Genomic DNA, 26386 nt, shown 5'->3' on the forward strand with positions numbered 1-26386 from the left:
AAAAAAAGGATTATGGACTTTCAACTCAAGACCCTCTCCATCGCCCAGGCCGCCACCGAGAAAGCCGATGTCCTCATCGTGCTGGTCGCCGCCGGAACCACCACCTCGAAAGACGCGCTTGCCGCCTTGGCGGCCGAGGCCCGCAAGGCGGGCGACCTGCCCGACAAGGCGGGCAAGCTGCTTGCGCTGTACCGCCCGCCGGGCGTGGCGGCGGCACGCGTGCTGCTCGCTGCGGCGGGAGACGGCGGCGCGGCCGGGGTCCGCACCGCGGTGCTGGCCGCCGTCAACGCGGCGAAGGGCACGAATCCGAAGCGGGTTGCCATCGTCTTCGCCGGCGCGGTCGACGCTGCGGCGCTGGCCAGCGCCGTGCTGGCCGCGGCCGACGCCAGCTATGTCTACACCGAGACCAAGTCCAAGGCCGAACCCCGGACGATCCGCCAGTTGTGCGTCGGCGTCCCCGACGCCGCGGCGCTGCGCGAGGCCTTCGACCAGGCCACCGCGACCGTCGCCGGGGTTGAACTGGCCAAGGAATGGGGCAACCGGCCGGGCAACCACTGCACGCCCACGATGCTGGCCGATGCCGCGAAGAAGCTCGCCGACCTGCCCAACGTGAAGTGCGAGGTGCTGGGGCCGAAGGAAGTGGCCAAGCTCGGCATGGGCGCCTTCGCCGCGGTCTCGCAGGGCTCGGCCGAACCGCTGCGCTTCATCGTCCTGCGCTACCTGGGGGCGCCCAAGGACCAGGCGCCGGTGGTGCTGGTCGGAAAGGGCATCACCTTCGACACCGGCGGCGTCTCGCTCAAGCCGGCGGCGGAAATGGACGAGATGAAGTTCGACATGTGCGGCGCGGCCAGCGTGCTGGGCGTGTTCCGCGCGCTCGGCGACATCCAGCCGGCGATCAACGTGATCGGGCTGGTGCCTTCGTGCGAGAACATGAACGACGGCCGGGCGCTGAAGCCGGGCGATGTCATCACCAGCATGAGCGGCCAGACCATCGAGGTGCTCAACACCGATGCCGAAGGACGGCTGATCCTGTGCGACGCGCTGACTTACGCACAGCGCTTCGCGCCGTCGGCGGTGATCGACATCGCCACGCTCACGGGCGCCTGCGTGGTGGCGCTGGGTGGCGTGCGCAGCGGGCTCTTTTCCAGCGACGACGCATTGGCCGGGGCGCTCGAGGCGGCCGGCGAGGCTTCGCAGGACCGCTGCTGGCGGATGCCGCTCGACGACGACTACGCCGAGGGCCTCAAGACCAACTTCGCCGATGTCGCCAACGTGGCCGGCCGCGCCGGCGGGGCCGTCACGGCGGCCAAGTTCCTGCAGCGTTTCGTGGGCGACCATCCCTGGGCGCACCTGGACATCGCCGGCACCGCCTGGAAGAGCGGGGCAGCCAAGGGCTCCACCGGGCGGCCCGTGGGGCTGCTGCTGAACTACCTGCTGGCGCAGAGCGGCAAGGCGTCGCCGCGCAAGACGGCCAGGACCACCAAGGCGCGGCCTCGCAAGTGACCGAGATCGACGGCCACTACAACATGCCCGACAAGACGGGCTATGTCTGCCGCCTGCTGCGCAAGGCGGTGAGCGCGCACGGCGCGCGGCTGGTGGTGGTGGCCGACGCCGCCGCGCTGGAGGCGCTCGACCTGGCGCTGTGGAAGCTTGCGCCCAGCGAATTCATCGCCCATTGCCGCAGCGACGACGCACCGTTCATCGTCGAGCGGTCGCCGGTGGTGCTGGCAGACAGCGCGGCCGATGCGCTCCCCGACCGGCCGATCCTCGTGAACCTCGGCGCCGGACTGCCCGCGCGCTTCGAGCGCTTCGAGCGCCTGATCGACATCGTCGGCAGCGACGACGCCGACCGCCAGGCCGGCCGCGCGCGCTGGCGCCACTACAAGGACCGCGGCTACGCGATCCGCACCCATGCCTACGGCGGGAGTGCCGGCGCATGACCGGGGCTCCTCGCACGCCGCCGCGCTTCGTTCCCACCTTGACGACGGTGCTCGAGCCTGCGCCGCCGGATGCCGCCGCGGAGCCGGCGCCGGTGGCCGCGACGCCGGTCCCGATCGAGCCCTCGCAGGCCGTGGCGCTGAGCCCGCAAGCCCAGTCGTCCGAGGCCGAAGCCTTCCGCCTCGAAGAGCAGTTGCTGCACCGCGTGCTGCAGCGCGTCGACCTGTCGCTCGAGGAGCGCGTGAGCGACGCGGTCTCGGCTGCCGTCCAGCAGCACCTCGACACCATGATCCCGGCTTTGCGCAATGAAATAGAGGCTGTCTTGCGCGCTTTGGTGAGCGAAGCGCTGGCTCACGAGCTTTCGGACAACCCCGGGTCTACGCCAGCATTCGGGCGCGAATCCTTGGGCTAAACTGCGCGCCGGGTCGAAAAGCGCGAGGGCGCTGCGCATCCGCGGCGCGATACTTGCTCAAGGTATGTGCCCGGATCCAAAGACCGGTTTTCAACTCTATTTATCAATGTTCTGGAGGTTTCCCATGCAATTGAAATGGACTGCTGTCGCCCTGGCTGCTCTCGCGCTCGTGGCCTGCGGCAAGAAGGAAGAAGCCGCCGCTCCTGCGGCCCCTGCACCGACCGCAGCCGCCCCCGCTCCCGCCGCTCCGCCGGCCGAGACCCTGGTGGTCAAGATCGGTCACGTCGCCCCCACCAGCGGTGCCATCGCCCACCTCGGCAAGGACAACGAATTCGGCGCTCGCATGGCGGTCGAAGACCTCAATGCCAAGGGCATCAAGATCGGCGACAAGGTCGCCAAGTTCGAACTGCTCGCCGAAGACGATGCAGCTGATCCGAAGCAGGGTACTGCCGTGGCCCAGAAGCTGGTCGACAGCAAGGTCCAGGGCGTGGTCGGCCACCTGAATTCGGGCACCACGATCCCGGCTTCCAAGCTGTACAGCGACGCGGGCATTCCGCAGATCTCGCCGTCGGCGACCAACCCCAAGTACACCCGCCAGGGCTTCAAGACCACGTTCCGCGTGGTGGCTGACGACACGCAGCTGGGCGGCACGCTCGGCAAGTACGCGGTCGAGACGCTGAAGGGCAAGAACATCGCCGTCATCGACGACCGCACGGCCTACGGCCAGGGCGTCGCCGAGGAGTTCGAGAAGGCTGTCAAGGCCGCCGGCGGCACCATCGTCGGCCACGAATTCACGACCGACAAGTCGACCGACTTCAATGCCATCCTGACCAAGCTCAAGGGTGCCCAACCCGACGTGCTGTTCTTCGGCGGCATGGACGCGGTGGGCGGCCCGATGCTCAAGCAGGTCAAGCAGCTCGGCATGAACGTCAAGTTCATGGGCGGCGACGGCCTGTGCACCGGCGAACTGGCCAAGCTGGCTGGCGACGCGATCGGCGAAGACATGGTGGTGTGCGCCGAAGCCGGTGGCGTGGACGGCGACTTCAAGACGGCACTGGATGCCTGGAAGACCAAGTTCAAGGAAAAGAACGGCGTCGAAGTCCAGATCTACGCACCGTACGTCTACGACGCGGTCCAGGTGCTGGCTGCTGCGATGCAGAAGGCCGGCTCGGCCGATCCGGAGAAGTACCTGCCTGAAGTCGGCAAGATCGACTACAAGGGCCTGACCGGCCCGATCGCCTTCGACGAAAAGGGCGACATCAAGAACGGTGCGCTGACGCTGTACACCTACAAGAACGGTGCACGCACTCAGATCGCCGTGGTGCGCTGAGCGTTTCGCATCCCGCATGAAAAAGGGGCCTTCGGGCCCCTTTTTCTTTGGCGCTACGCCGACCCCTGGGCTGTGCAGTAATCGAAGAAGGCTTCGAGATCCCTGGACTTGTCGAACACGGCGTCGGCACCCAGCGCCATGCAGCGGGCGCGAATGTCGGGATTGATGAAATTGCTCAGCACCACCGCACGCTGGCGTTCGCGGCGCCGGACGCAAGACCGAAGAACGCCCAGGCCCGACCCTTCCTTGAGGAACAGGTCGACGATCAGCAATTCCCACTCGCCGCCATGGGCGGCGAGCCAGGCCGCCGCGTCGGCTTCGGTTTCGGCGATGCCGAGCACGCGCGCATCGACCAGATCCTCGAGCGCGGGGATCAGGTTGTCGCGAATGGTCCTGTTGTCTTCGACAAGGAACGTGAGGAGCGCCATGCAGGTTCCTGCCAGTACAAGGCTTAGAGCCTAGTCCGCAGGAGACGACTCACCTAGGGCAGTCGGCTTGCGCTTGCGTAGGAGAAAGCGCATGGGACTCATTGCGTGGCGCAGATTTGGCGCAGGGGGGCGCCGTCGCGCCTCAGTCGGCGGTCTTGCCGTCGTCGTTGGCGCTCAGTCTCTCGACCAGCGCCCGGCTGGCATCGCGCTGGGCCGTGGCCTTCTTGCGCTTCGCGATCTCTTCCTCCAGCGCGGCGTGCACCTCGGCCAGGCTCTCGGCCGATTCGGCCAGCTTCTTTTCGAGGTGGCCGGTGTGCTCGATCGCCTGCGCCACGTCGCCGACCTGCAGTTCATCGGGCAGTTCCTGCTCGAGCACGGTGTTGATCACCAGCAGGTCTTCGGAGGCGCGCTTGACGTCCGCGGCGACCTCGCGGGTCTTGCCGGAGCTCTGGTCGAGCGGCGTCGTGGGCTCTGGCTGCGAATTGTTCTGTCCGGCCATTCCAGGCTCCTCGGGATTGAAAAAGCGAAAGCCATGTTACGCCGCTGTCGTCCGCGCACAAAAAAGCCCCGGCAAGCGGGGCTTTCAGGACGGATCCGGTGGCAGTTGGAAGCTGCTGGAGACGTATTTTCTGGCGGAGCAGGCGGGATTCGAACCCGCGGAGGGCTATTAACCCTCACACGCTTTCCAGGCGTGCGACTTAAACCGCTCATCCACCGCTCCGAGCCCATGATTGTAGCAGTGCCACGGCGCGTTTTCCGCCGCCCGGGGCGGGCACGGCGAAGGCGCCGAAGGCCCGTCCGGCACGCCGCCCGAAACGCCGTTCGACGGACCGCCGGAACCTTCATCCGAATTCCGTACACTTCGCGCCTATTTGCCTGTCCGGAGCCCTGCTCATGAAATTCCGCTTTCCCATCGTCATCATCGACGAGGACTTCCGCTCCGAGAACACGTCGGGGCTTGGTATCCGCGCCCTGGCGCAGGCCTTCGAGAGCGAGGGCTTCGAGGTGCTGGGCGTCACCAGCTACGGCGACCTGAGCCAGTTCGCGCAGCAGCAGAGCCGCGCCAGCGCCTTCATCCTGTCGATCGACGACGAGGAGTTCACGGTCGGTCCGGACCTCGACCCGGCGGTGCTGAGCCTGCGCAGCTTCATCGGCGAAGTGCGACGCAAGAACGCCGACGTGCCGATCTACATCTATGGCGAGACGAAGACCTCGCGCCACATCCCGAACGACATCCTGCGCGAGCTGCATGGCTTCATCCACATGTTCGAGGACACGCCGGAGTTCGTGGCGCGGCACATCATCCGGGAAGCCAAGAGCTACCTGGAAGGCGTGCAGCCGCCGTTCTTCAAGGCGCTGATCGACTACGCGGAAGACGGCTCCTACTCGTGGCACTGCCCGGGCCACTCGGGCGGCGTCGCTTTCCTCAAGAGCCCGGTGGGCCAGATGTTCCACCAGTTCTTCGGCGAGAACATGCTGCGCGCCGACGTCTGCAACGCGGTCGAGGAACTCGGCCAGCTGCTCGACCACACCGGCCCGGTGGCGGCCAGCGAGCGCAACGCGGCGCGGATCTTCAACGCCGACCACTGCTTCTTCGTCACCAACGGCACCAGCACCAGCAACAAGATGGTGTGGCACCACACGGTGGCGCCGGACGACGTGGTCGTGGTCGACCGCAACTGCCACAAGTCGATCCTGCACGCGATCATCATGACCGGCGCGATTCCGGTGTTCATGAAGCCCACGCGCAATCACTTCGGCATCATCGGCCCGATCCCGAAGAGCGAGTTCGAGCCGGCGGCCATCAAGGCCAAGATCGCGGCCAATCCGCTGCTCTCGCATGTCGATGCCAGCAAGGTGAAGCCGCGCGTGATGACGCTCACGCAGTCGACCTATGACGGCGTGATCTACAACACCGAGACCATCAAGAACATGCTCGACGGCTACGTCGACACGCTGCACTTCGACGAGGCCTGGCTGCCGCACGCGGCCTTCCATCCGTTCTACGGCGCCTACCACGCGATGGGCAAGCGCCGCGTGCGGCCGAAGGACTCGCTGGTGTTCGCGACCCAGTCGACCCACAAGCTCCTGGCCGGCATCAGCCAGGCCAGCCACGTGCTGGTGCAGGACTCGCAGAACCGGGCGCTCGACCGCGACCTGTTCAACGAGGCCTACCTGATGCACTCGTCGACCAGCCCGCAGTACGCCATCATCGCCAGCTGCGACGTCGCCGCCGCGATGATGGAGCCGCCCGGCGGGACCGCGCTGGTCGAGGAGAGCATCCTCGAGGCGCTCGACTTCCGCCGCGCGATGCGCAAGGTCGAGGCCGAGTTCGGCAAGGACGAGTGGTGGTTCAAGGTCTGGGGCCCCGAGAAGCTGGTGGACGAGGGCATCGGCCGCGCCGACGACTGGATCATCAAGGGCGAGTCGCGCACCGCCAAGTGGCACGGCTTCGGCAAGCTGGCGGACGGCTTCAACATGCTGGACCCGATCAAGTCGACCATCGTGACGCCAGGCCTGGACCTGAACGGCAAGTTCGCCAGCACCGGCATCCCGGCCAGCATCGTCACCAAGTTCCTGGCCGAGCATGGCGTGATCGTCGAGAAGACCGGGCTCTACAGCTTCTTCATCATGTTCACGATCGGCATCACCAAGGGCCGCTGGAACACGCTGTTGACGGCGCTGCAGCAGTTCAAGGACGACTACGCGCGCAACCAGCCGATGTGGCGGATCATGCCGGAGTTCTGCCAGGCGCATCCCAAGTACGAGCGCCTCGGCCTGCGCGACCTGTGCCACCACATCCACGAGCTGTACGCGCGCTTCGACGTCGCGCGCCTGACCACCGAGATGTATCTCAGCGACCTGACGCCGGCGATGAAGCCGAGCGATGCCTTCGCCCACATCGCGCACCGCAAGACCGAGCGGGTCGAGATCGACCACCTCGAAGGCCGCATCACGACCAGCCTGATCACGCCGTACCCGCCCGGCATTCCGCTGCTCATCCCGGGCGAGGTCTTCAACAAGAAGATCGTCGACTACCTGAAGTTCGCGCGCGAGTTCAACACCGAGTGTCCGGGCTTCGAGACCGACATCCACGGCCTGGTCGGCCGCATCGACGAGACCGGCAAGAAGCGCTACTACGCCGATTGCGTGCGCGCCGAGCCGGTGGCACCGGCGGTCGTCAAGCCAGCCGCAAAGTCATCACGCCCGCGACGATGACCACGGTGCCGATGGCACGCTGCCAGCCGAAGGGCTCGCGCAGGAAGAGGGTGCCGATGACCGCGGCGAACAGCACCGAGGTCTCGCGCAGCGCGGCGACGACCGCCACCGGCGCGTGCGTCATGGCCCACAGCGCGATGGCGTAGCTGCCGAGCGAGGCCACGGTGCCGACCAGCGCCAGCTTCCAGCGCCCCGCCATGTAGCCGAGGGCGGCGCGCCGCTGGCCGGGGCGCCGCCACAGCACCAGCAGCAGATAGGGCAGGCCGTCAAACAGGAACAGGCCGGCCACGTAGGCCAGCGCGTTGCCCGAGGCCCGCACGCCGATGCCGTCGACCACGGTGTAGACCGCGATGATGGCGGCGTTGGCGAGGGCGAAGCCCAGTGCCTTGCGGCGCCGGCTTTCGTCGCTGTCGCGCAGCGCCGAGCGAGACAGGCCCAGCGTGACGACGCCGACGCAGATCACGGCGACACCGGCCCACGCCGCCGCCGAGATGCCCTCTCCGATGAAGGGCAGGCTGCCCATCGCGACCAGCAACGGGGCGCAGCCGCGCATCACCGGGTAGGTGAGGCCGAGGTCGCCGTGCTTGTAGGCGCCCGCCAGCGCCACGTAGTAGCCGAGGTGGATCACCAGCGAGGCGGCCATGTAGGGCCAGGCGGCGGGTGCCGGCAATCCGGTGTGGAGCAGCAGCGGCACGGCGATGAAGGTGCCCAGGCTGTGGATCAGCGCGGTGTCGAGCGCCTTGTCCGTGCCCGACTTGATGAGCGCGTTCCAGCCTGCGTGAAGCAGCGCGCCGAACAGCACGGCGCCAACCAGCGTGGGGCTGAGCGTCACGGCTTCAGTCGCCCAGGTCCGGGCGCTCGCGCAGGAATCGCGCGAAGCGCGGCAGGCCGCTCGGGTTGGTGCCGTTGTAGCGGTAGCTCACCCAGCTGCCGATGGCCGGGGGCTTCTCGCGCTCGGCGTCGCTGAAGCCGCCGCCGAGCTTGAAGCGCTTGCCGTCGGGGGTCTCGACCCAGATGGCCCCCATCCGTCCGGCGTGCTTGCCGCGGCCCGGAACGTGGGAGACGACGCGCGCGTCAGCGTCGTCGTAAGGCTTGACCTTGACCAGATCGGTGTTGCGCTCGGCCCGGTAGAGCGAGCCGCCACGGTGCAGCATGAGGCCTTCGCCGCCCATCCGCACGGTCTTGTCGAGCAGGGCCTGGAGATCTTCGTGGGTGGTGGCGCGCAGCTGGGGCACCGGCACGATCCAGGGGGCCTCGGTGATCGGCAGCAGCTTGCGCAGCACCGCGAGCCGGGCGGTGAAGTCGCCCGGCATGGCCGGCAGGTCGAACACCATGAAGCGCATCTGGCGCCAGGCGACGTCGTTCGGCGTCTGGCTGCGCACGGTCGAGACGGCGTGCGCGAAACGGCCGCGGCCGGCCCAGAGTTCGCCGTCCATCGGAACGGCCGGCAGCGCGGCGGTGAACCACGCCGGCGCCGCAACCGGCTCGCCGCCGCGGGTCCACAGCCGCTTGCCGTCCCAGTAGCCGCGAACGCCGTCGTATTTCTCGCTGACCCAGTAGTCCGCCAGCGGCATGCCGCGGCGGTACACCTCGGCCAGCATCAGCGGCGGCGCGCCGCTCCGTGCCAGCGCCGTCGAAGCCAGCGCGGCCAGGCCCGCCAGGACGAAAGCGCGTCGATCCATCTTGTTCATCGTGACAAGTCATCCCTCCCCAACCATCGCCAAGGGGCTGTCGCGCCCCATCGCCCGGAACGCGACTAGCCTTCCGACACTCCGCCCACCACCTGGCTGAAGCCGCCGTCCACGTAGGTGATTTCGGCGGTCACGCCGCTCGCCAGGTCGCTCAGCAGGAAGGCGGCGACGTTGCCGACCTCTTCGATGGTCACGTTGCGGCGCATCGGCGCCACCTTCGAGATCGCCGACAGCAGCTTGCCGAAATCCTTGATGCCGCTGGCCGCCAGCGTCTTGATCGGGCCGGCGCTGATGCCGTTCACGCGCATGCCCTTGGGCCCGAGCGATTCGGCGAGGTAGCGCACGGAGGCTTCGAGCGAGGCCTTCGCCAGGCCCATGGTGTTGTAGTTGGGCAGGGCCCGGATCGCGCCCAGGTAGGTCAGCGTGAGCAGCGCCGACTTGTCGTTGAGGTAGGGCAGGGCCGCCTTGGCCATGGCCGGGAAGCTGTACGCACTGATATCGTGCGCGATCTTGAAGCCTTCGCGGGACAGGCCGTCGAGGAAGTCGCCCGCGATCGCCTCGCGCGGGGCAAAGCCGATGCTGTGGACGAAACCGTCGAACTTGGGCCAGGTCTGGGCCAGGTCGGCGAACAGTTTCGCGATCTGGGCGTCGTCGCCGACATCGCAGTCGAACACCAGCTTGGAGTCGAAATCGGCCGCGAACTCGGTGATGCGGTCCTTGAAGCGCTCGCCGACATAGCTGAAAGCCAACTCGGCGCCTTGCGCATGGCAGGCCTTGGCGATGCCGTAGGCGATGGAGCGGTTGCTCAGCACGCCCGTGATCAGAAGTTTTTTGCCGGAAAGAAAGCCCATGGGACGACCTCGTGTAAATCTTGGGCAGAATTCTCGCATGCGGGTTTGGCTTCTCCTCTTGTTGGCGCTTTGCGCGGTTCCCTCCTGGGCTGCGCATGCCTACGCCCAGTTCGGCGACATCAAGTACCCGGCGGGGTTCACTCACTTCGACTATGTCAACCCCAAGGCGCCCAAAGGCGGCGAGATGCGCATGGTGCCGCCGACCCGGCCGACCAATTTCGACAAGTTCAACCCGTTCACGCTCAAGGGCACGGCGCCCTACGGCATCGGCAGCCTGATGTTCGAGAGCCTGTTGACCGGCAACTCCGAGGAGCCGACCACGGCCTACGGCCTGCTGGCCGAGGACGTGGAGGTCGCGGCGGACAAGCAGTCCGCCACCTTCAGGATCCATCCGAAGGCGCGTTTCAACGACGGCAGCCCGGTGCTCGCGGCCGACGTGGTGCATTCGTTCACCACGCTCACCGGCAAACTGGCGGCGCCCCAGTTCAAGACGATCTACGCCGAGGTGAAGGGCGTCAAGGCGCTCGACGAACGCACTGTGCGCTTCGACTTCAGGAGTCCCAACCCCGAGCTTCCGCTGGTGGTCGGGGGCATGCCGGTGTTCAGCCGCGCCTGGGGCGGCGGCAAGCCTTTCGACCAGATCACGACCGATGTGCCGATCGGCTCGGGCCCGTACAAGCTGGTGAACCCGCGCATGGGCCGCGACATCACCTACGCCCGGGACCCGAACTACTGGGGCGCGGAGTTGCCGGTGCGCAAGGGCTTCTTCAACTTCGACCGCGTCACCTACCGGATCTACCTCGACGACACGGCGCGCTTCGAAGGCCTCAAGGCCGACGAATACGACTTCATGCGCGAGTTCACCTCGCGCAACTGGGCCCGCCAGTACAAGGGCAAGCAGTTCGACTCCGGCGAGATCGTCAAGCGGGCCTTCGAGAACCGCAATCCCGGCGACTTCCAGGGCTACGTCTTCAATGCCCGCAATCCGAAGTTCAAGGACATCCGGGTGCGGCAGGCGATCGGGCTCGCGGTGGATTTCGAGTGGCTCAACCGGCAGCTCTTCTATGGGCTGTACAAGCGTGTCGAAGGCTATTTCCCGAACAGCGAGTTTCACGCCGAAGGGCTGCCCACGCCGGAAGAACTCGTCTTGCTCGAACCCCTGCGCGACAAGCTGCGGCCCGAGGTCTTCGGCCCCGCCGTGGTCTCGCCGAGCACCGCGCCGCCGGGCAGCCTGCGCGAGAACCTGCGCAAGGCACGGGCATTGCTGGCCGAGGCGGGATGGACCTACCGGGATGGCGCCTTGCGCAACGAGAAGGGCGAGCCCTTCACGATCGAGTTCCTCAACGACCAGCCTTCGCTGATCCGGGTCGCGACGCCATTCCAGTCGGCGCTGCAGAAGCTCGGGATCCAGATGACTTTCCGCACGGTCGATTTCTCGCTGGCCCAGCAGCGCATGGACAACTTCGATTTCGAGATGACCACGGTCCGGCTGCCGGGCAGCACGGCGCCGGGCGGCGAACTGCTGGAGCTGTTCGGCTCGGAGGCCGCCGCGACCCACGGCTCGCGAAACATCTGGGGCATCGCCGACCCGGCTGTGGATGCGCTGGTGAAGAAGGTCGTGAGCGCGACCACGCGGCCCGAGCTCAGCGCCGCCATGCGCGCGCTCGACCGGGTGCTTTCGCACGGCTACTACTCGATCCCGCAGTACTACGGCGGCGCCTTCCTGATCGGCTACCATCCGAAGCCATTCGTGCTGCCTCCCGTGATCCCTCCCTATTACGACGCCCACGACTGGGCCATGAGCACCTGGTGGGCATCGCCCGCCAACAAGTAGGAAGGCGATGGTCAGCTACATCCTCAAACGCCTGCTGCTGATGGTGCCGACCCTGTTCGGCGTGCTGCTGCTGACCTTCGTCGTGATCCAGTTCGTGCCGGGCGGGCCGGTCGAGCAGATGGTGTCGCAGTTGCAGGGGCGCGATTCGGGTGGCGAACGGGCGGCCGCGAGTGGCGCAGGCTACCGCGGGCGGCAAGGTCTCGATCCGCAGCGCATCGAGGAGATCAAGCAACTCTACGGCTTCGACAAGCCGCCGCTCGAGCGCTTCTGGCAGATGCTGAAGTCCTACGCGCGCTTCGATCTGGGCACCAGCTTCTACCAGCGCAAGGCCGTGTGGGAACTGGTCAAGGAAAAGATGCCGGTGTCGATCAGCCTCGGGCTCTGGACCTTCTTCATCAGCTACCTGATCGCCGTGCCGCTGGGCGTCGCCAAGGCGGTGAGGGCGGGCTCGCGCTTCGACTTCCTCACCACGCTGATCGTGCTGATCGGCTATGCGATTCCGGGCTTCGTGCTCGGCGTGGCGCTGCTCGTGATCTTCGGCGGGCAGCTGCAGTGGTTTCCGCTGCGCGGCCTGACATCGCCCGGCTGGGAGGCGATGAGCTGGGGTGCGCGAACGGTCGACTACCTGTGGCATATCGCCTTGCCCGTGACGGCGATGGTGCTGGGCAGCTTCGCGGTCACCGCCATGCTGACCAAGAACTCCTTTCTCGAGGAGATCCGCAAGCAGTACGTGCTGACCGCGCGGGCCAAGGGGCTGACCGAGCGCGACGTGCTGTGGAAGCACGTGTTCCGCAATGCGCTGATCCCGATCGTCACGGGTTTTCCGGCCGCCTTCATCGGGGCCTTCTTCACCGGCTCCCTGCTCATCGAGACGCTGTTCTCGCTCGATGGACTGGGCCTGCTGAGCTACGAGAGCGTGATCCGCCGCGACTATCCGGTGGTGCTGGGCACGCTCTATCTGTTCACGCTGATCGGGCTGGTGACCAAGCTGGTCAGCGATCTCTGCTATGTCCTGGTGGATCCGAGGGTGAAGTTTGACTAGCGGCGGCGCCATCGTTTCGCCCGGCCGCCGCGCCTGGCAGCGCTTCAGGCGCAACCGGCTCGGCTACTGGAGCCTTCTGGTCTTCACGCTGCTTGTGGTGCTGAGCCTGTTCGCCGAACTGCTCTCCACCGACAAGCCGCTGGTGGTGCGCTACGAGGGCCAGACCTACTTTCCGGTGCTGCGCGACTATTCGGAAAAGACCTTCGGCGGCGACTTTGAGACCCCGGCCGACTATCTCGATCCCTTCATCCGCGAACGCATCACGGGCGGCGCCAACTGGGCCCTCTACGCGCCCAATCCCTACGGCCCGAAGACGCTCAACTACTTCGCCAGGTCGCCCAATCCGGCGGCGCCTTCGGCCGAGAACCTCCTGGGCAGCGACGACCGCGGCCGCGACCTGCTGGCTCAACTGATCTACGGCTTCCGGGTGAGCGTGCTGTTTGCGCTGGCGCTGACATTCGTCGGCGTGGTGCTGGGCATCGTCACGGGCGCCATCCAGGGCTTCTTCGCCGGCCGCATCGACCTCGCGTTCCAGCGCTTCATCGAGATCTGGAGTTCGATGCCCGAGCTCTACCTGCTGATCATCTTCAGCGCGATCTTCGCGCCCAGCGTCTCGCTGCTGCTGATCCTGCTGAGCCTGTTCGGATGGATGGGCTTGTCGGACTATGTGCGTGCCGAGTTCCTGCGCAACCGGCAGATGGACTACGTGCGCGCCGCGCGCGCGCTCGGCGTCGGCAACCTGCAGATCATGTGGAAGCACATCCTCCCCAACAGCATGACGCCGGTCGTGACCTTCCTGCCGTTTCGCATGAGCGCCGCGATCCTGGCGCTGACCTCGCTCGACTTCCTCGGCCTCGGCGTGCCGCCGGGCACGCCTTCGCTCGGCGAACTGCTGAGCCAGGGCAAGGCCAACATCGACGCCTGGTGGATCTCGATGTCGACCTTCGGCGTGCTGGTGCTGACCCTGATGCTGCTCACTTTCATGGGCGACGCGCTGCGCGATGCGCTCGATCCGCGCAAGGCCGATCAATGAGCGGAGCACTGCTGAACGTCCAGGGCCTGCGGGTCGCCTTCGGCGACAAGGAAGTCGTGCACGGCATCGACTTCGAGATCGCGCCGGGCGAGAAGCTCGCGCTGGTCGGCGAGTCCGGCTCCGGCAAGACGGTGACTGCGCTGAGCCTGCTGCGGCTGGCGCAGAACGCGCAGCTTTCGGGGCGTGCGAGCTTCGCCGGCGAGGGCGGGGAGGCCGCGCGCGACCTGCTGCAGATTCCCGAACGCCAGCTGCGCGGCATCCGCGGCAAGGAGATCGCGATGATCTTCCAGGAGCCGATGACCGCGCTCAATGCGCTCTACCCGGTGGGCGACCAGATTGCCGAAGTGCTCGAGCTGCACCAGGGCATGTCGGCGCGCGACGCGCACCAGGCCGCCGTGCAACTGCTCGCCGACACCGGCATCCCGGAGCCGGCGCGCCGGGCGAGGGCGTTTCCGCACCAGCTCTCGGGCGGCCAGCGCCAGCGCGCGATGATCGCGATGGCGCTGGCGTGCAAGCCGCGCCTGCTGCTGGCCGACGAGCCGACCACGGCGCTCGATGTCACGGTGCGCGCGCAGATCCTCGACCTGCTGGCCGAACTGCAGCGCAAGCACGGCATGGCGGTGCTCCTGATCACGCACGACCTGAACCTGGTGCGCCGCTTCGCCGATCGCGTGGCCGTGATGGAGAACGGCCACATCGTCGAGCACGGCGTGGTGGCCAGCGTGTTCGACGCGCCGCAGCACCCCTACACCCGCAAGCTGATCGACAGCCGCCCGAGCCGGGATGTCGCTTCGGTGGCGGTCGACTCGCAGGCGCAGCCGGTGCTCGAGGCGGCGGGGCTGCGCGTGAGCTACCCGGTGCCCCGCCCCGGTATCAAGGGCTGGTTCTCCAGCGGCGAGTTCGTGGCCGTGCAGGGCGCGGATTTCCGCATCGTGCCGGGCGAGACGCTGGGTGTGGTCGGCGAATCCGGATCGGGCAAGTCGACGCTGGCGCTGGCGGCGCTCGGGCTCCTGAAGCACCAGGGCCGGCTCGATGTCGCGGGCCGGCAGTGGGCCGCGGGCGGCCGCAGCGACCGCGCGCTGCGCCGGCTGATGCAGGTGGTCTTCCAGGACCCGTTCTCGTCCCTGTCGCCGCGCATGACGGTCGAGCAGATCGTCGGCGAGGGCCTGACGGTGCACGCGCCCGGACTCGATCCCCGCGCCCGCCGCGAACGGGCCTTGACCGCGCTGGCCGACGTCGGCCTCGCCGAGAGCCAGTTCCCGGCCTTGCTCGACCGCTATCCGCACGAGTTCTCGGGCGGCCAGCGGCAGCGGCTGGCGATCGCGCGGGCCCTGATCGTCGACCCGAAGCTGCTGGTGCTCGACGAGCCGACCAGCGCGCTCGACGTCACGATCCAGAAGCAGGTCCTGGGCCTGCTGCAGCGGCTGCAGCGCGAGCGCGGGCTGAGCTACCTGCTCATCACCCATGACGTCGAGGTGATCCGCGCCATGGCGCACCAGGTCATCGTGATGAAGGACGGCGCCATCCTCGAGTCGGGCGCGGTCGAGCGGGTGCTCGATGCGCCCGAGCATCCCTATACGCAGAAGCTGGTGGCAGCGGCGGAATGTCGTTGATCGGCTACGACAGGCGCTCGGCTTGGCGGGCGGCGCTGGCCTGCATGGTGGCCCTGGCCGTGGCCATGGGCCTGGGGCGCTTCGCCTTCACGCCGATGCTGCCGGTCATGCTGCACGAGGGCAAGCTGGACCTGCAGGCCGGCGGCGTGCTGGCCTCGCTCAACTACCTGGGCTATTTCCTGGGCGCCCTCAGCTGCGCGGCGATCCGCCTCAAGCCCACCAGCATGGTGCGCGGCGGCCTGGTCGCCACCGCTGCGCTGCTGCTCGGCATGGGCCTGCTGCAGGGCTTCACGCCCTGGGGCGTGCTGCGCACCGCGGCCGGCGTGATGAGCGCCTGGACCTTCGTTTTCGCCTCCGGCTGGGGCTTGCGCCGGCTGGCGGAAACCGGTGCGCCGGCGCTGGCGGGCGTGATCTACACGGGCCCCGGCATCGGCATCGCAGCCACCGGATTGCTCGGCGGCGCGCTCGGGCGCTGGGGTTCCGAGGCCGGTTGGATCGGCTTCGGGCTGTTGTCGCTGGCGCTGATCGCCATCATCTGGCGCATCTTCGGCGACGGCGAATCAGGGTCGGCCAGCGCCCCGGCGGCGGCCGTCCCGCCGTCGGCGGCCGAATCGGCCGCCGCGAGCCGCGACGCCCGCTGGCTGGTGGCCCTCTACGGCCTGGCCGGCTTCGGCTACATCATCACCGCGACCTTCCTGCCGGTGATCGCCCGGCAGGCGCTGCCAGGCTCGCCGTGGCCGGACTTCTTCTGGCCGCTGTTCGGGCTGGCGATCGTGCCGGGCGCGCTGATCGGCGCCCGGGCGCCGATCCACTGGGACAACCGGCTGCTGCTCGCCGTCGCCTACGCGCTGCAGGCGCTCGGGGTCGTGCTGTCGGTGGCGTGGCCGACGATCTGGGGCTTCGGCCTCGGCAGCCTGCTGCTCGGCATGCCCTTCACGGCAATCACCCTTTTCGCGATGCGGGATGCCCGCCGGCTGCGCGGCAATGCCTCGGCCGGCCTGATCGGCTATGCGACGGCTTCCTACGGGGTCGGGCAGATCCTCGGGCCGCTGTTCGCGGCGCCCCTGGCCCAGCGAACCGGCTCGTTCGCGGTGCCCCTGCTGGTGGCCGCCGCGGTCCTGGCCCTCGGAGCGTTGCTTTTTGCAATGGTTTGGTGGCGCTCTTACCGCGTCAAAGCGTTTCAGAAGCCGTAGAAACCCCTGTTTCTGTAACGCATTTGGCATATAATCCGAGGCTCACGACCAAACGGGCGGGTACCAACCGCCCGTTTTTTATTGGTCGAAGCATTTTCGATGCGGCAAGTGACCTCGGAGCGGGGCGGAGGCACTGCGGCATCGGGTGAATTTCAAAGGCGAACAAAGACACGTGGCATTGCAGCAGACAGTGGAACAAACCGTGGCCGGTCTCGGCTACGACCTGGTCGAGATCGAACGCTCGGCCGGGGGATTGCTGCGCGTCACGATTGATTTGCCCTGGGCCGGCCCCACATCTGAAGCTGCTGCCGGAACGCCGGAGCCCTTCATCACGGTCGAGGATTGCGAGAAGGTCACGCGGCAGCTGCAGTTCGCGCTCGAGGTCGACGGCGCCGAATACAAGCGGCTCGAGGTGTCATCGCCGGGCATCGATCGGCCGTTGCGAAACGAACAGGATTTCGAGCGTTTTGCCGGCGAGGTGATCGACATCACGCTGAAGGCCCCGATGGGCGCGGCCGCGGCGGGCCAGGTGTCCGCCAACCGCAAGAAATTTCGCGGCACGCTGGAGCGTGTCGCAGGCGCAGACGGTCAGCCCGGGTGGCAGATCGTCTGGAGCGAGGAGCCGGCCGCGAAGCCCGGCCAGAAGATCAGCAAGAAGCGCGTGCCTGCCCCCCTGCAGGCGCTCGGTTTTGCATTGGACGAGCTGCGCGAGGCGCGGCTGGCCCCGATAGTGGATTTCAATGGGCGCAGGCCAAAACCCGGCACCGCGGTGTCGGACTGAATGAGGAGAGTGGTGGCATGAATCGCGAAATGTTGATGTTGGTGGATGCGATCTCGCGCGAGAAGAACGTCGAACGCGACGTCGTCTTCGGCGCAGTCGAATCCGCCCTGGCGCAAGCCACCAAGAAGCTCTATCAGGGCGACGTGGACATTCGCGTCGCCGTCGACCGCGACAGCGGCGACTACGAGACCTTCCGCCGCTGGCACGTCGTTCCGGACGAAGCCGGCCTGCAGCTGCCCGACCAGGAAATCCTGCTGTTCGAGGCCAAGGAAGAGATGCCCGACATCGAGGTCGACGAGTACATCGAGGAAGCGGTGGATTCGGTGCCGATCGGCCGCATCGGCGCCATGGCCGCCAAGCAGGTGATCCTGCAGAAGATCCGCGATGCCGAGCGCGAGATGCTGCTCAACGACTTCATGTCGCGCGGCGAGAAGATCTTCACCGGCACCGTCAAGCGCCTGGACAAGGGCGACATCATCGTGGAAGCGGGCCGGGTCGAAGGCCGCCTGCGCCGCAGCGAGATGATCGCCAAGGAAAACCTGCGCAACGGCGACCGCGTGAGGGCCATGATCATGGAGGTCGACCTCACGCTGCGCGGGGCGCCGATCATCCTGTCACGCTCGGCCCCCGAGTTCATGATCGAGCTGTTCCGCCAGGAAGTGCCCGAGATCGAGCAGGGCCTGCTCGAGATCAAGAGCTGCGCCCGCGACCCCGGTTCGCGCGCCAAGATCGCGGTGCTGTCGCACGACAAGCGGGTCGATCCGATCGGCACCTGCGTCGGCGTGCGCGGCACCCGGGTCAACGCGGTCACCAACGAGCTCGCCGGCGAGCGCGTCGACATCGTGCTGTGGAGCGAGGACCCGGCCCAGTTCGTGATCGGCGCCCTGGCGCCGGCCAACGTGTCGTCGATCGTGGTCGACGAAGAAAAACATGCAATGGACGTGGTGGTCGACGAGGAAAACCTCGCGATCGCGATCGGCCGTGGCGGCCAGAACGTGAGGCTCGCCTCCGACCTGACCGGCTGGAAGATCAACATCATGGATGCCAACGAGTCGGCCCAGAAGCAGGCGACCGAAACCGATGCCAGCCGCAAGCTGTTCATGGAGAAGCTCGACGTCGACGAGGAAATCGCCGACATCCTGATCTCCGAAGGTTTCACCAGCCTCGAGGAAGTGGCCTACGTGCCGATCTCCGAGCTGCTCGAGATCGAGAGCTTCGACGAAGACACCATCAACGAGCTGCGTTCGCGCGCCAAGGATGCGTTGTTGACGGCGGAGATCGCCCGTGAAGAGGACGTCGAGAGCGTTTCGCAGGATCTGCGCGACCTCGCCGGCCTCGATGCGGCCCTGATTCCCAAATTGGCCGAGGCGGGTGTGCACACCCGTGACGACCTGGCCGACCTCGCGGTCGATGAACTCACCGAAATCACCGGCCAGAGCGCCGATGAGGCCAAGAACCTGATCTTGAAAGCCCGCGAACATTGGTTCGCCGGCCAAGAGTGACGGTCATGGAGGCACGAAACCAATATGTCCAGTACCACTGTCGCCGAGTTCGCGAACGAACTCAAGAAGACTCCCGAAACCTTGCTTGACCAGCTCAAGAGCGCAGGCGTGCCCAAGCAGGCCGTCACCGACGCGCTCAGCGAGGCCGACAAGCAGCGCCTGCTCGGCTTTCTGAAGGCCAGCCACGGCACGGTCGAGCCCGAGCGCAAGAAGATCACGCTGACCAAGAAGTCGACCAGCGAGATCAAGCAGGCCGACGCCACCGGCCGCGCCCGCACCATCCAGGTCGAAGTGCGCAAGAAGCGCACCTTCATCCAGCGCGACGAAGGCCACCCGGCGGTGTCCGAAGCGACCGCCGCGGCCGAAGCCGAGGCGCCCGCCGCAGCTGAGCCCGCAGCGCCGCGCATCGACGAAGCCGAACTCGCCCGCCGCGAGGAAGACGCACGCCGCCAGGCCGAACTGATCCGCCGCCAGGAAGAAGAGCTGGCCGAGAAGCGCCGCCTGCGCGAAGAAGCCGAAGCCCGCGAACGCGAGAAGGTCGAGCGCGCCGAGCAGGCCGAGCAGGAGGCCAAGGCCGCCCGCAAGAAGGCTGCCGAAGCCGCCGCCGCGGTCACCGAAGGTGCACCTGAAGCGCCCGAGGAAGCCCCCGCCGTGACCGACCGCAAGGCTGCCGCAGAAGCCGCGGCCGCGCAGGCCAAGGACGACGCCAAGGCCAAGGCTGCCGCCGAATCGAAGGCTCGTGCCGACGAGGAAGCCGCCCGCGCCAAGGACCTCGACGAGCGCCGCCGCAAGGCCCTGGCCGAGGCCGAGGCCATCCGCGCCATGATGAACGCCCCGGCGCGCGTGCTGGTGCCGCACAAGGCGCCCGAGAAGCCCGCGCCCGAGAAGGCGGCCGTCAAGGGCACGCTGCACAAGCCGACCGCGCCGCCGGCCCGCCCGGGTGCGCCCGCAGCGCCGGGTGCCGCCGCCGCGCCTGGCGCCGGCGCCGGCAAGGAAGTCAAGTCGGCCAAGCTCTCGTCGAGCTGGGCCGGCGACACCGCCAAGAAAAAGGAAATCAAGACCCGCGGCGATGCCAGCGGCGGTGTCGGCCGCGGCAACTGGCGCGGAGGCCCGCGCGGCCGCCGCGGCAACGACCGCGGAGGCCACGAAGAGCGCATGCCGGCCGCACCGGTCGAGGCGCGCGTGCTCGAAGTGCACGTGCCCGAGACCATCACGGTGTCGGAGCTCGCGCACAAGATGGCGGTCAAGGCGTCCGAAGTCATCAAGCAACTGATGAAGCTCGGCCAGATGGCGACCATCAACCAGTCGCTCGACCAGGACACCGCGATGATCATCGTGGAAGACATGGGCCACACGGCCGTGGTCGCCGCGCTCGACGACCCCGAAGCCTTCACCGACGAGGACGTGTCGGCAACGCAGGCCGAAGCCCTGCCGCGCGCACCGGTCGTGACCGTCATGGGTCACGTCGACCACGGCAAGACCTCGCTGCTGGACTACATCCGCCGCGCCAAGGTGGCCGCGGGCGAAGCCGGCGGCATCACGCAGCACATCGGGGCGTACCACGTCCAGACCGCGCGCGGCATGGTGTCCTTCCTGGACACCCCGGGCCACGAGGCGTTCACCGCCATGCGTGCCCGCGGTGCGCAGGCGACCGACATCGTGATCCTGGTGGTGGCGGCCGACGACGGCGTCATGCCGCAGACCAAGGAAGCCATCAAGCACGCGAAGGCGGCTGGTGTGCCGATCGTGGTCGCGATCAACAAGGTCGACAAGCCCGATGCCAACCTCGACCGCGTCAAGCAGGAACTGGTTGCCGAAGAAGTCGTGCCTGAAGAGTACGGCGGCGACGTGCCTTTCGTGCCGGTGTCCGCCAAGACCGGGCAGGGCGTGGACGACCTGCTCGAACAGGTGCTGCTGCAGGCCGAAGTGCTGGAACTCAAGGCGCCGGTCGATGCCGCCGCCAAGGGCCTGGTCATCGAAGCCCAGCTCGACAAAGGCCGCGGCCCGGTCGCGACCGTGCTGGTGCAGTCCGGCACGCTCAAGACCGGCGACGTGGTGCTGGCCGGATCGACCTATGGCCGCGTGCGCGCCATGATCGACGAGGACGGCAAGACCATCAAGTCGGCGGGTCCGTCGATTCCGGTCGAGATCCAGGGCCTGACCGAGGTGCCGCAAGCGGGCGACGAGTTCATGGTGATGGCCGACGAGCGCCGGGCGCGCGAGATCGCCACCTACCGTGCCGGCAAGTTCCGCAACACCAAGCTGGCGAAGGCCCAGGCGGCGAACCTGCAGAACATGTTCACCGACCTGTCGGCGGGCGAAGTCCAGACGCTGCGGATCATCATCAAGGCCGACGTGCAGGGCTCGCAGGAGGCACTGGCCCAGTCGCTGCTCAAGCTGGCGACCGAGGAGGTCAAGGTGCAGATGGTGTACGCCGGCGTCGGCGGCATCAGCGAGAGCGACATCAACCTGGCGATCGCCTCGAAGGCGATCGTGATCGGCTTCAACGTGCGCGCCGATGCCGGTGCGCGCAAGCTGGCCGAGAACAACGGCGTGCAGCTGAACTACTACAGCATCATTTACGACGCTGTGGACGAGATCAAGGTCGCGATGTCCGGCATGCTGGCTCCCGAGCGGCGCGAAGAGGTCATCGGCTCGGCCGAGATCCGCACCGTGTTCGTGGCCTCCAAGATCGGCACGGTCGCGGGCTGTATGGTCACCTCGGGTTCGGTCAACCGCAGTGCGCATTTCCGCCTGCTGCGCGACAACGTCGTGATCTACACCGGCGAGATCGATTCGCTCAAGCGCATGAAGGACGACGTCCGCGAAGTGCGCGAAGGCTTCGAGTGCGGTATCAAGCTCAAGAACTACAACGACATCAAAGAGGGTGATCACCTCGAGTTCTTCGAGATCAAGGAAATCGCCCGGACGCTGTAAGCGACCGAAGCGAAGCTGGCCATGCCCAAACGTAAAGCCGCAGCCCCGAACCGCGCCTTCAAGGTCGCCGATCAGATCCAGCGCGATCTGACGGAACTGATCGCGCGCGAACTCAAGGACCCGCGGGTGGGCATGGTCACGATCCAGGCGGTCGAGGTCACGCCCGACTACGCGCATGCGAAGGTCTTCTTCAGCCTGCTCGTGGGCGACCCGGTCGAGACCACCGAAGCGCTGAACCAGGCCGCGGGCTTCCTGCGCAACGGCCTGTTCAAGCGCCTGCATATCCACACCGTGCCGACCTTGCATTTCCAGTTCGACCGCACCACCGAGCGTGCGGCCGACATGAATGCGCTGATCGCGCAGGCCGTCGCTTCTCGCTCGAAAGACGACTGAAGATGAACGCGCCACGCACACGGGTGCAGCGGCGCCCTGTGCATGGGGTGTTGCTGCTCGACAAACCGCTGGGTCTCTCCAGCAACCAGGCCTTGCAGAAGGCCAAGTGGTTGCTGCGCGCCGAAAAAGCCGGCCACACGGGCACGCTCGATCCGCTCGCGACCGGCGTGCTGCCGCTGTGCTTCGGCTCGGCGACCAAGTTCAGCCAGCTCCACCTCGACGCCGACAAGACTTATGAGGCGCGCGCGCGCCTGGGCGTGAAGACCGCCACCGGCGATGCCGAGGGCGAGGTGATCGCCGAGCGTCCGGTGGCCGTCGGCGCCGACGACCTGGCGCGCGTGCAGTCGCAGTTCACCGGGCCGATCCGCCAGGTGCCGCCGATGCACAGCGCGCTCAAGAAGGACGGCAAGGCCTTGTACGAATACGCCCGCGAGGGGATCGAGGTCGAACGCGCGCCGCGCGACGTCGTGATCTACAAGCTTGCGCTGGCGGCGCTCTCGGACATCGACATCCGCATCGAGGCGTCCGTCAGCAAGGGCACCTACATCCGGACCCTCGGCGAGGACATCGGCGAGGCCCTCGGCTGCGGCGCCCACCTCACTTCGCTGCGCCGCACCGCCACCGGCGGCTTCGATGCCTCGCAATGCATCACGCTCGAGGCCCTCGAAGCCATGTCCGAGGACGAGCGCCTGGCCTGCCTGCTGCCGACCGAGGCGCTGGTGGCCGATCACACGCACGTCACGCTCGGCGCCGAAGATGCCGGGCGCTTCCTGTCGGGCTTGCGCCGGCGCGGCAGCTGGGCCGACGCGCCCGCGGTGGCGGTGTTCGGCAACGAGCCTGAGGCCTTCCTGGGCACCGCCCACGTCAAGGCCGGCGAACTCATCCCGGGGCGGCTGCTGAGCCCCATCGAAATCCAGCAGACATTACTTTTGACCGAAGCGACACCATGACCCAACAGATTCGCAACATCGCCATCATCGCCCACGTGGACCATGGCAAGACCACCATGGTCGACCAGCTGCTGCGCCAGTCCGGCACCTTCGCAGAGCACGAGAAGGTGGTCGACACCGTGATGGACAACAACGCGATCGAAAAAGAGCGCGGCATCACGATCCTGGCCAAGAACTGCGCCGTGACCTGGGAAGGCACGCACATCAACATCGTCGACACCCCCGGCCACGCGGACTTCGGCGGCGAGGTCGAACGTGCGCTCAGCATGGTCGACGGCGTGGTGCTGCTGATCGACGCGCAAGAGGGCCCGATGCCCCAGACCCGCTTCGTGACCAAGAAGGCGCTGGCCCTGGGCCTGAAGCCGATCCTGGTGGTGAACAAGGTCGACAAGCCCGGTGCGCGTCCCGACTACGTGGTGAATGCGGCCTTCGACCTGTTCGACAAGCTCGGCGCAACCGACGAGCAACTCGACTTCCCGGTGGTCTATGCCTCGGGCATCAACGGCTGGTCGTCGCTGGAAGAGGGCGGCCAGGGCGAGCAGTGGGGTCCCGACATGTCGGCCTTGTTCAACACCATCCTGAAGCACGTGCCGGCCCAGAAGGGCGACCCGAAGGCGCCGCTGCAGCTGCAGATCTCGGCACTCGACTTCTCGACCTTCGTCGGCCGCATCGGCGTCGGCCGCATCAGCCAGGGCACCATCAAGCCCATGATGGACGTGGTGGTGATGGAAGGTCCGGACGGCAAGACCGTCAAGGGCCGCGTCAACCAGGTGCTGACCTTCCAGGGCCTGGAGCGCGTGCAAGCCACCGAGGCCGGCCCGGGCGAGATCGTGCTGATCAACGGCATCTCCGACATCGGCATCGGCGTCACCGTGACCGACCCGTCGAATCCGGCACCGCTGCCGATGCTCAAGGTCGACGAGCCGACCCTGACCATGAACTTCTGCGTCAACACCAGCCCGCTGGCCGGCCGCGAAGGCAAGTACGTCACCAGCCGCCAGATCTGGGACCGCCTGCAGAAGGAACTGCAGCACAACGTGGCGTTGCGCGTGAGCGAGACCGACGAGGAAGGCATCTTCGAAGTGATGGGCCGCGGTGAACTGCACCTGACCATCCTGCTGGAGAACATGCGCCGCGAAGGCTTCGAAATGGCCGTGTCCAAGCCGCGCGTGGTGTTCCGCGAGATCAACGGCGAGAAGCACGAGCCGATCGAGCTCGTCACGGCCGACATCGAGGACCAGCACCAGGGCGGCGTGATGCAGGCGCTGGGCGAGCGCAAGGGCGAACTGGTCAACATGGAACCGGACGGCCGCGGCCGCGTGCGCCTCGAGTACCGGATTCCGGCGCGGGGCCTGATCGGCTTCACCAACGAGTTCCTGAACCTGACGCGCGGCTCCGGCCTGATCTCGAACATCTTCGACAAGTACGAACCCTTCAAGGGCGAGATCGGCAGCCGCAAGAACGGCGTGCTGATCTCGATGGACGACGGCGAGATCTTCACCTACGCGCTGGGCAAGCTGGACGACCGCGGCCGCATGTTCGTGCGCGCCAACGACCCGGTCTACGAGGGCATGATCGTCGGCATCCACAGCCGCGACAACGACCTGGTGGTGAACGCCACGCGCACCAAGCAGCTGACCAACTTCCGCGTCTCCGGCAAGGAAGACGCGATCAAGATCACGCCGCCGATCGAGCTCACGCTCGAATACGGCGTCGAGTTCATCGAAGACGACGAACTGGTCGAGATCACGCCCAAGAGCGTGCGCCTGCGCAAGCGCTACCTGAAGGAACACGAGCGCAAGCGCGCTTCGCGCGAATAAGTCCGAAGGCCATGGGCAGGCCTGGTTTGACTCATGGGAAGGCCGTCTGGCTGATGGTGGTCGTGACCCTGATGTGGGCCACGGCCGGCGTCGTCACCCGGCACCTGGAGCATGCGCGCAGCTTCGAGGTGACCTTCTGGCGCAGCTTCTTCACCTTGCTGTCGCTGGCCGTGATCCTGCCGCTGTGGCAGGGCCGCACGGTGTTCGCCAAGATCCGGCAGGGCGGCCGCGAGCTGTGGATCTCGGGCGTCTGCTGGAGCGTGATGTTCACGGCCTTCATGGTCGCGCTGACGCTGACCAGCGTCGCCAACGTGCTGGTGACGATGGCCCTGGGTCCGCTGCTGACCGCACTCGGCGCCCGGATATTCATCGGCCACCGGCTGCCGGCGCGCACCTGGGCGGCGATCGTGGTGGCCGGCCTGGGCATCGGCTGGATGTACGGCACCCAGCTCGGCGAGGGCCAGTTGCTGGGCACCCTGGTGGCGCTGTGCGTGCCGCTGGCCGGCGCCTGCAACTGGACCGTGGTGCAGCATGCGCACGCCAAGGGCCACGACATCGACCTGGTGCCCGCGGTGCTGATCGGCGCGGTGATTTCCTCGCTGGTCACCCTGCCGCTGGCCTGGCCCTTCCAGGCCAATGCGCACGACCTCGGCCTGCTGGCCTTTCTCGGCTTGTTCCAGCTGGCCATTCCCTGCGTCCTGTCGGTGCTGTGCGCCCGCGTGCTCAAGGCGCCGGAGGTGGCACTGCTGGCCCTGCTCGAGGTGATCTTCGGCATCGCGCTGGCCTGGATCGGGGCCGGCGAGGAGCCCGAGCCGGCCGTTCTGACGGGCGGCGCGCTGGTCATCGGCGCGCTGGTCTTCAATGAACTGCTGGGCTTGCGCGACCGTCGCGAAGCCTCCCGAGAGGCGCTTCCCACGGTGCATTGAGCAAGAAAAAAGGCCGGCACATGATGCCGGCCTTTTTCGTTGCGGACGCGCTTCTCAGGCGCGGGGCGCTCAGGGGCGAGCCAGCTTCCAGACGCCGTTGACGCCGTCGCCGGTCTTGTCGCCGGCCTTGGTGTCCTTCGACCAGTAGTAGAGCGGAGCGCCCTTGTAGGCCCACTGCTTGGTGCCGTCGTCGCGCGTGATGATCGTGTAGGCGCCCATCGGCTTGGCCGTGTCGGCCACCTTGAGTGCGGGCCAGGCGGTGATGCAGGGGCCGTTGCAGGCCGACTTGCCGCTGCCGACGACGTCGCGGTCGAAGGTGTAGAGCGTCATGCCGGTCGGGCCGATCAGCACGCCGTCGGCGGTGCGGGTCGGCGTGTCCGGCGCCTTGCCGGACATGCTGCCGCAGCCGGCGAGCAGGGCGGCGGCAAGAATCGAGGCGCTGAGCAGTTTCATGAGTTTTTCTCCTTCGGTTAAAAAATTCGGAATGCGGCCC

23 protein-coding genes and 1 tRNA gene are annotated in these 26386 nt (G+C 67.2%); 17 read left to right on the forward strand and 7 right to left on the reverse strand.

Annotated features, from left to right (window positions below; translation table 11 throughout):
* The first annotated feature begins 12 nt into the window (after positions 1–12).
* From QTI45_RS05465 to QTI45_RS05480, 4 genes are all read left to right on the forward strand, one after another.
* A complete protein-coding gene (locus tag QTI45_RS05465) occupies positions 13–1503 on the forward strand; it encodes a leucyl aminopeptidase (protein ID WP_286653727.1) in 1491 nt (496 codons plus the stop codon).
* Positions 1500–1940 (forward strand): DNA polymerase III subunit chi, encoded by a 441-nt coding sequence (locus QTI45_RS05470; protein WP_286653728.1) that lies wholly within the window; start codon positions 1500–1502, stop codon positions 1938–1940. The genes QTI45_RS05465 and QTI45_RS05470 overlap by 4 nt, the downstream gene beginning before the upstream one ends.
* Positions 1937–2350 carry a hypothetical protein gene (locus tag QTI45_RS05475; RefSeq protein ID WP_286653729.1) on the forward strand — a complete coding sequence of 138 codons (414 nt, stop codon included), beginning with the start codon at positions 1937–1939 and terminating at the stop codon, positions 2348–2350. Before QTI45_RS05470 ends, QTI45_RS05475 begins: the two co-directional genes overlap by 4 nt.
* Before the next feature lie 124 nt (positions 2351–2474).
* Positions 2475–3680, forward strand: coding sequence for a branched-chain amino acid ABC transporter substrate-binding protein (locus QTI45_RS05480; RefSeq protein ID WP_286367761.1), 1206 nt, complete (start codon positions 2475–2477; stop codon positions 3678–3680).
* Between the two features lie 53 nt (positions 3681–3733).
* Here the strand turns inward: QTI45_RS05480 and QTI45_RS05485 are convergent, their stop codons facing one another.
* The 3 genes from QTI45_RS05485 to QTI45_RS05495 all read right to left on the reverse strand — a co-directional run bounded on the left by QTI45_RS05485 (position 3734) and on the right by QTI45_RS05495 (position 4829).
* The gene (locus QTI45_RS05485; RefSeq protein ID WP_286653730.1) at positions 3734–4108 is read right to left on the reverse strand and encodes a response regulator; all 375 of its coding nucleotides are present in this window, start codon (positions 4106–4108) and stop codon (positions 3734–3736) included.
* 142 nt (positions 4109–4250) lie between these two features.
* A complete protein-coding gene (locus QTI45_RS05490; RefSeq protein ID WP_286367763.1) occupies positions 4251–4607 on the reverse strand; it encodes a hypothetical protein in 357 nt (118 codons plus the stop codon).
* Positions 4608–4738: 131 nt separating this feature from the next.
* A tRNA-Ser gene (locus tag QTI45_RS05495) sits at positions 4739–4829 on the reverse strand.
* Between the two features lie 173 nt (positions 4830–5002).
* Between QTI45_RS05495 and QTI45_RS05500 the strand changes: the two genes are divergently transcribed.
* Positions 5003–7327 (forward strand): arginine/lysine/ornithine decarboxylase, encoded by a 2325-nt coding sequence (locus tag QTI45_RS05500; RefSeq protein WP_286653731.1) that lies wholly within the window; start codon positions 5003–5005, stop codon positions 7325–7327.
* Here QTI45_RS05500 and QTI45_RS05505 read toward each other — a convergent pair.
* The 3 genes from QTI45_RS05505 to fabI form a co-directional block, all read right to left on the reverse strand.
* Complete coding sequence (locus QTI45_RS05505; RefSeq protein ID WP_286653732.1) at positions 7290–8159, reverse strand: EamA family transporter; 870 nt, start codon at positions 8157–8159, stop codon at positions 7290–7292. The two genes, QTI45_RS05500 and QTI45_RS05505, sit on opposite strands and share 38 nt — an antisense overlap.
* Positions 8160–8163: 4 nt before the next feature.
* Positions 8164–9009 carry a DNA ligase gene (locus QTI45_RS05510; RefSeq protein WP_286653733.1) on the reverse strand — a complete coding sequence of 282 codons (846 nt, stop codon included), beginning with the start codon at positions 9007–9009 and terminating at the stop codon, positions 8164–8166.
* Between the two features lie 74 nt (positions 9010–9083).
* Positions 9084–9869: an enoyl-ACP reductase FabI gene (fabI, locus tag QTI45_RS05515; RefSeq protein WP_286367767.1), complete on the reverse strand. Its 786-nt coding sequence runs from the start codon at positions 9867–9869 to the stop codon at positions 9084–9086.
* Positions 9870–9906: 37 nt separating this feature from the next.
* Between fabI and QTI45_RS05520 the strand changes: the two genes are divergently transcribed.
* The 12 genes from QTI45_RS05520 to QTI45_RS05575 all read left to right on the forward strand — a co-directional run bounded on the left by QTI45_RS05520 (position 9907) and on the right by QTI45_RS05575 (position 25893).
* The gene (locus QTI45_RS05520; RefSeq protein ID WP_286653734.1) at positions 9907–11703 is read left to right on the forward strand and encodes an extracellular solute-binding protein; all 1797 of its coding nucleotides are present in this window, start codon (positions 9907–9909) and stop codon (positions 11701–11703) included.
* A gap of 7 nt (positions 11704–11710) precedes the next feature.
* A complete protein-coding gene (locus QTI45_RS05525) occupies positions 11711–12745 on the forward strand; it encodes a microcin C ABC transporter permease YejB (RefSeq protein WP_286367769.1) in 1035 nt (344 codons plus the stop codon).
* Entirely contained in the window at positions 12738–13778 is a 1041-nt protein-coding gene (locus QTI45_RS05530) for an ABC transporter permease (protein WP_286367770.1), read from the forward strand. Before QTI45_RS05525 ends, QTI45_RS05530 begins: the two co-directional genes overlap by 8 nt.
* Positions 13775–15391, forward strand: coding sequence for an ABC transporter ATP-binding protein (locus QTI45_RS05535; RefSeq protein WP_286653735.1), 1617 nt, complete (start codon positions 13775–13777; stop codon positions 15389–15391). The genes QTI45_RS05530 and QTI45_RS05535 overlap by 4 nt, the downstream gene beginning before the upstream one ends.
* On the forward strand, positions 15382–16584 hold the full coding sequence (locus QTI45_RS05540) for a YbfB/YjiJ family MFS transporter (RefSeq protein WP_286653736.1): 1203 nt from the start codon (positions 15382–15384) through the stop codon (positions 16582–16584). The genes QTI45_RS05535 and QTI45_RS05540 overlap by 10 nt, the downstream gene beginning before the upstream one ends.
* 172 nt (positions 16585–16756) lie before the next feature.
* A complete protein-coding gene (gene rimP, locus QTI45_RS05545) occupies positions 16757–17365 on the forward strand; it encodes a ribosome maturation factor RimP (RefSeq protein ID WP_286653737.1) in 609 nt (202 codons plus the stop codon).
* Positions 17366–17382: 17 nt separating this feature from the next.
* Positions 17383–18867, forward strand: a complete 1485-nt coding sequence (gene nusA, locus QTI45_RS05550) for a transcription termination factor NusA (protein WP_286367774.1) — start codon at positions 17383–17385, stop codon at positions 18865–18867.
* 24 nt (positions 18868–18891) lie between these two features.
* Positions 18892–21804, forward strand: a complete 2913-nt coding sequence (gene infB / locus QTI45_RS05555; RefSeq protein ID WP_286367775.1) for a translation initiation factor IF-2 — start codon at positions 18892–18894, stop codon at positions 21802–21804.
* Between the two features lie 21 nt (positions 21805–21825).
* Positions 21826–22197 carry a 30S ribosome-binding factor RbfA gene (gene rbfA / locus QTI45_RS05560; RefSeq protein ID WP_093107543.1) on the forward strand — a complete coding sequence of 124 codons (372 nt, stop codon included), beginning with the start codon at positions 21826–21828 and terminating at the stop codon, positions 22195–22197.
* A 2-nt stretch (positions 22198–22199) separates the two neighbouring features.
* Positions 22200–23147: a tRNA pseudouridine(55) synthase TruB gene (truB, locus tag QTI45_RS05565; protein ID WP_286653738.1), complete on the forward strand. Its 948-nt coding sequence runs from the start codon at positions 22200–22202 to the stop codon at positions 23145–23147.
* On the forward strand, positions 23144–24967 hold the full coding sequence (gene typA / locus QTI45_RS05570) for a translational GTPase TypA (protein ID WP_286367777.1): 1824 nt from the start codon (positions 23144–23146) through the stop codon (positions 24965–24967). Before truB ends, typA begins: the two co-directional genes overlap by 4 nt.
* A gap of 11 nt (positions 24968–24978) precedes the next feature.
* Positions 24979–25893, forward strand: a complete 915-nt coding sequence (locus QTI45_RS05575; protein ID WP_286653739.1) for a DMT family transporter — start codon at positions 24979–24981, stop codon at positions 25891–25893.
* Positions 25894–25962: 69 nt separating this feature from the next.
* Here QTI45_RS05575 and QTI45_RS05580 read toward each other — a convergent pair whose 3' ends face one another.
* Positions 25963–26346 (reverse strand): COG4315 family predicted lipoprotein, encoded by a 384-nt coding sequence (locus tag QTI45_RS05580; RefSeq protein WP_286367779.1) that lies wholly within the window; start codon positions 26344–26346, stop codon positions 25963–25965.
* Positions 26347–26386 lie beyond the last annotated feature (40 nt).

This window comes from Variovorax saccharolyticus (assembly GCF_030316765.1).
Lineage (GTDB): Bacteria > Pseudomonadota > Gammaproteobacteria > Burkholderiales > Burkholderiaceae_C > Variovorax > Variovorax saccharolyticus.

Bases quoted from the DNA above. Each gene is read 5' to 3' on its own strand.
- QTI45_RS05465 (WP_286653727.1), top strand. From the start codon at position 13: ATGGACTTTCAACTCAAGACCCTCTCCATCGCCCAGGCCGCCACCGAG.
- QTI45_RS05475 (WP_286653729.1), top strand. From the start codon at position 1,937: ATGACCGGGGCTCCTCGCACGCCGCCGCGCTTCGTTCCCACCTTGACG.
- QTI45_RS05480 (WP_286367761.1), top strand. From the start codon at position 2,475: ATGCAATTGAAATGGACTGCTGTCGCCCTGGCTGCTCTCGCGCTCGTG.
- QTI45_RS05485 (WP_286653730.1), bottom strand. From the start codon at position 4,108: ATGGCGCTCCTCACGTTCCTTGTCGAAGACAACAGGACCATTCGCGAC.
- QTI45_RS05490 (WP_286367763.1), bottom strand. From the start codon at position 4,607: ATGGCCGGACAGAACAATTCGCAGCCAGAGCCCACGACGCCGCTCGAC.
- QTI45_RS05500 (WP_286653731.1), top strand. From the start codon at position 5,003: ATGAAATTCCGCTTTCCCATCGTCATCATCGACGAGGACTTCCGCTCC.
- QTI45_RS05510 (WP_286653733.1), bottom strand. From the start codon at position 9,009: ATGGATCGACGCGCTTTCGTCCTGGCGGGCCTGGCCGCGCTGGCTTCG.
- fabI (WP_286367767.1), bottom strand. From the start codon at position 9,869: ATGGGCTTTCTTTCCGGCAAAAAACTTCTGATCACGGGCGTGCTGAGC.
- QTI45_RS05520 (WP_286653734.1), top strand. From the start codon at position 9,907: ATGCGGGTTTGGCTTCTCCTCTTGTTGGCGCTTTGCGCGGTTCCCTCC.
- QTI45_RS05525 (WP_286367769.1), top strand. From the start codon at position 11,711: ATGGTCAGCTACATCCTCAAACGCCTGCTGCTGATGGTGCCGACCCTG.
- QTI45_RS05535 (WP_286653735.1), top strand. From the start codon at position 13,775: ATGAGCGGAGCACTGCTGAACGTCCAGGGCCTGCGGGTCGCCTTCGGC.
- QTI45_RS05540 (WP_286653736.1), top strand. From the start codon at position 15,382: ATGTCGTTGATCGGCTACGACAGGCGCTCGGCTTGGCGGGCGGCGCTG.
- nusA (WP_286367774.1), top strand. From the start codon at position 17,383: ATGAATCGCGAAATGTTGATGTTGGTGGATGCGATCTCGCGCGAGAAG.
- infB (WP_286367775.1), top strand. From the start codon at position 18,892: ATGTCCAGTACCACTGTCGCCGAGTTCGCGAACGAACTCAAGAAGACT.
- rbfA (WP_093107543.1), top strand. From the start codon at position 21,826: ATGCCCAAACGTAAAGCCGCAGCCCCGAACCGCGCCTTCAAGGTCGCC.
- truB (WP_286653738.1), top strand. From the start codon at position 22,200: ATGAACGCGCCACGCACACGGGTGCAGCGGCGCCCTGTGCATGGGGTG.
- typA (WP_286367777.1), top strand. From the start codon at position 23,144: ATGACCCAACAGATTCGCAACATCGCCATCATCGCCCACGTGGACCAT.
- QTI45_RS05575 (WP_286653739.1), top strand. From the start codon at position 24,979: ATGGGCAGGCCTGGTTTGACTCATGGGAAGGCCGTCTGGCTGATGGTG.
- QTI45_RS05580 (WP_286367779.1), bottom strand. From the start codon at position 26,346: ATGAAACTGCTCAGCGCCTCGATTCTTGCCGCCGCCCTGCTCGCCGGC.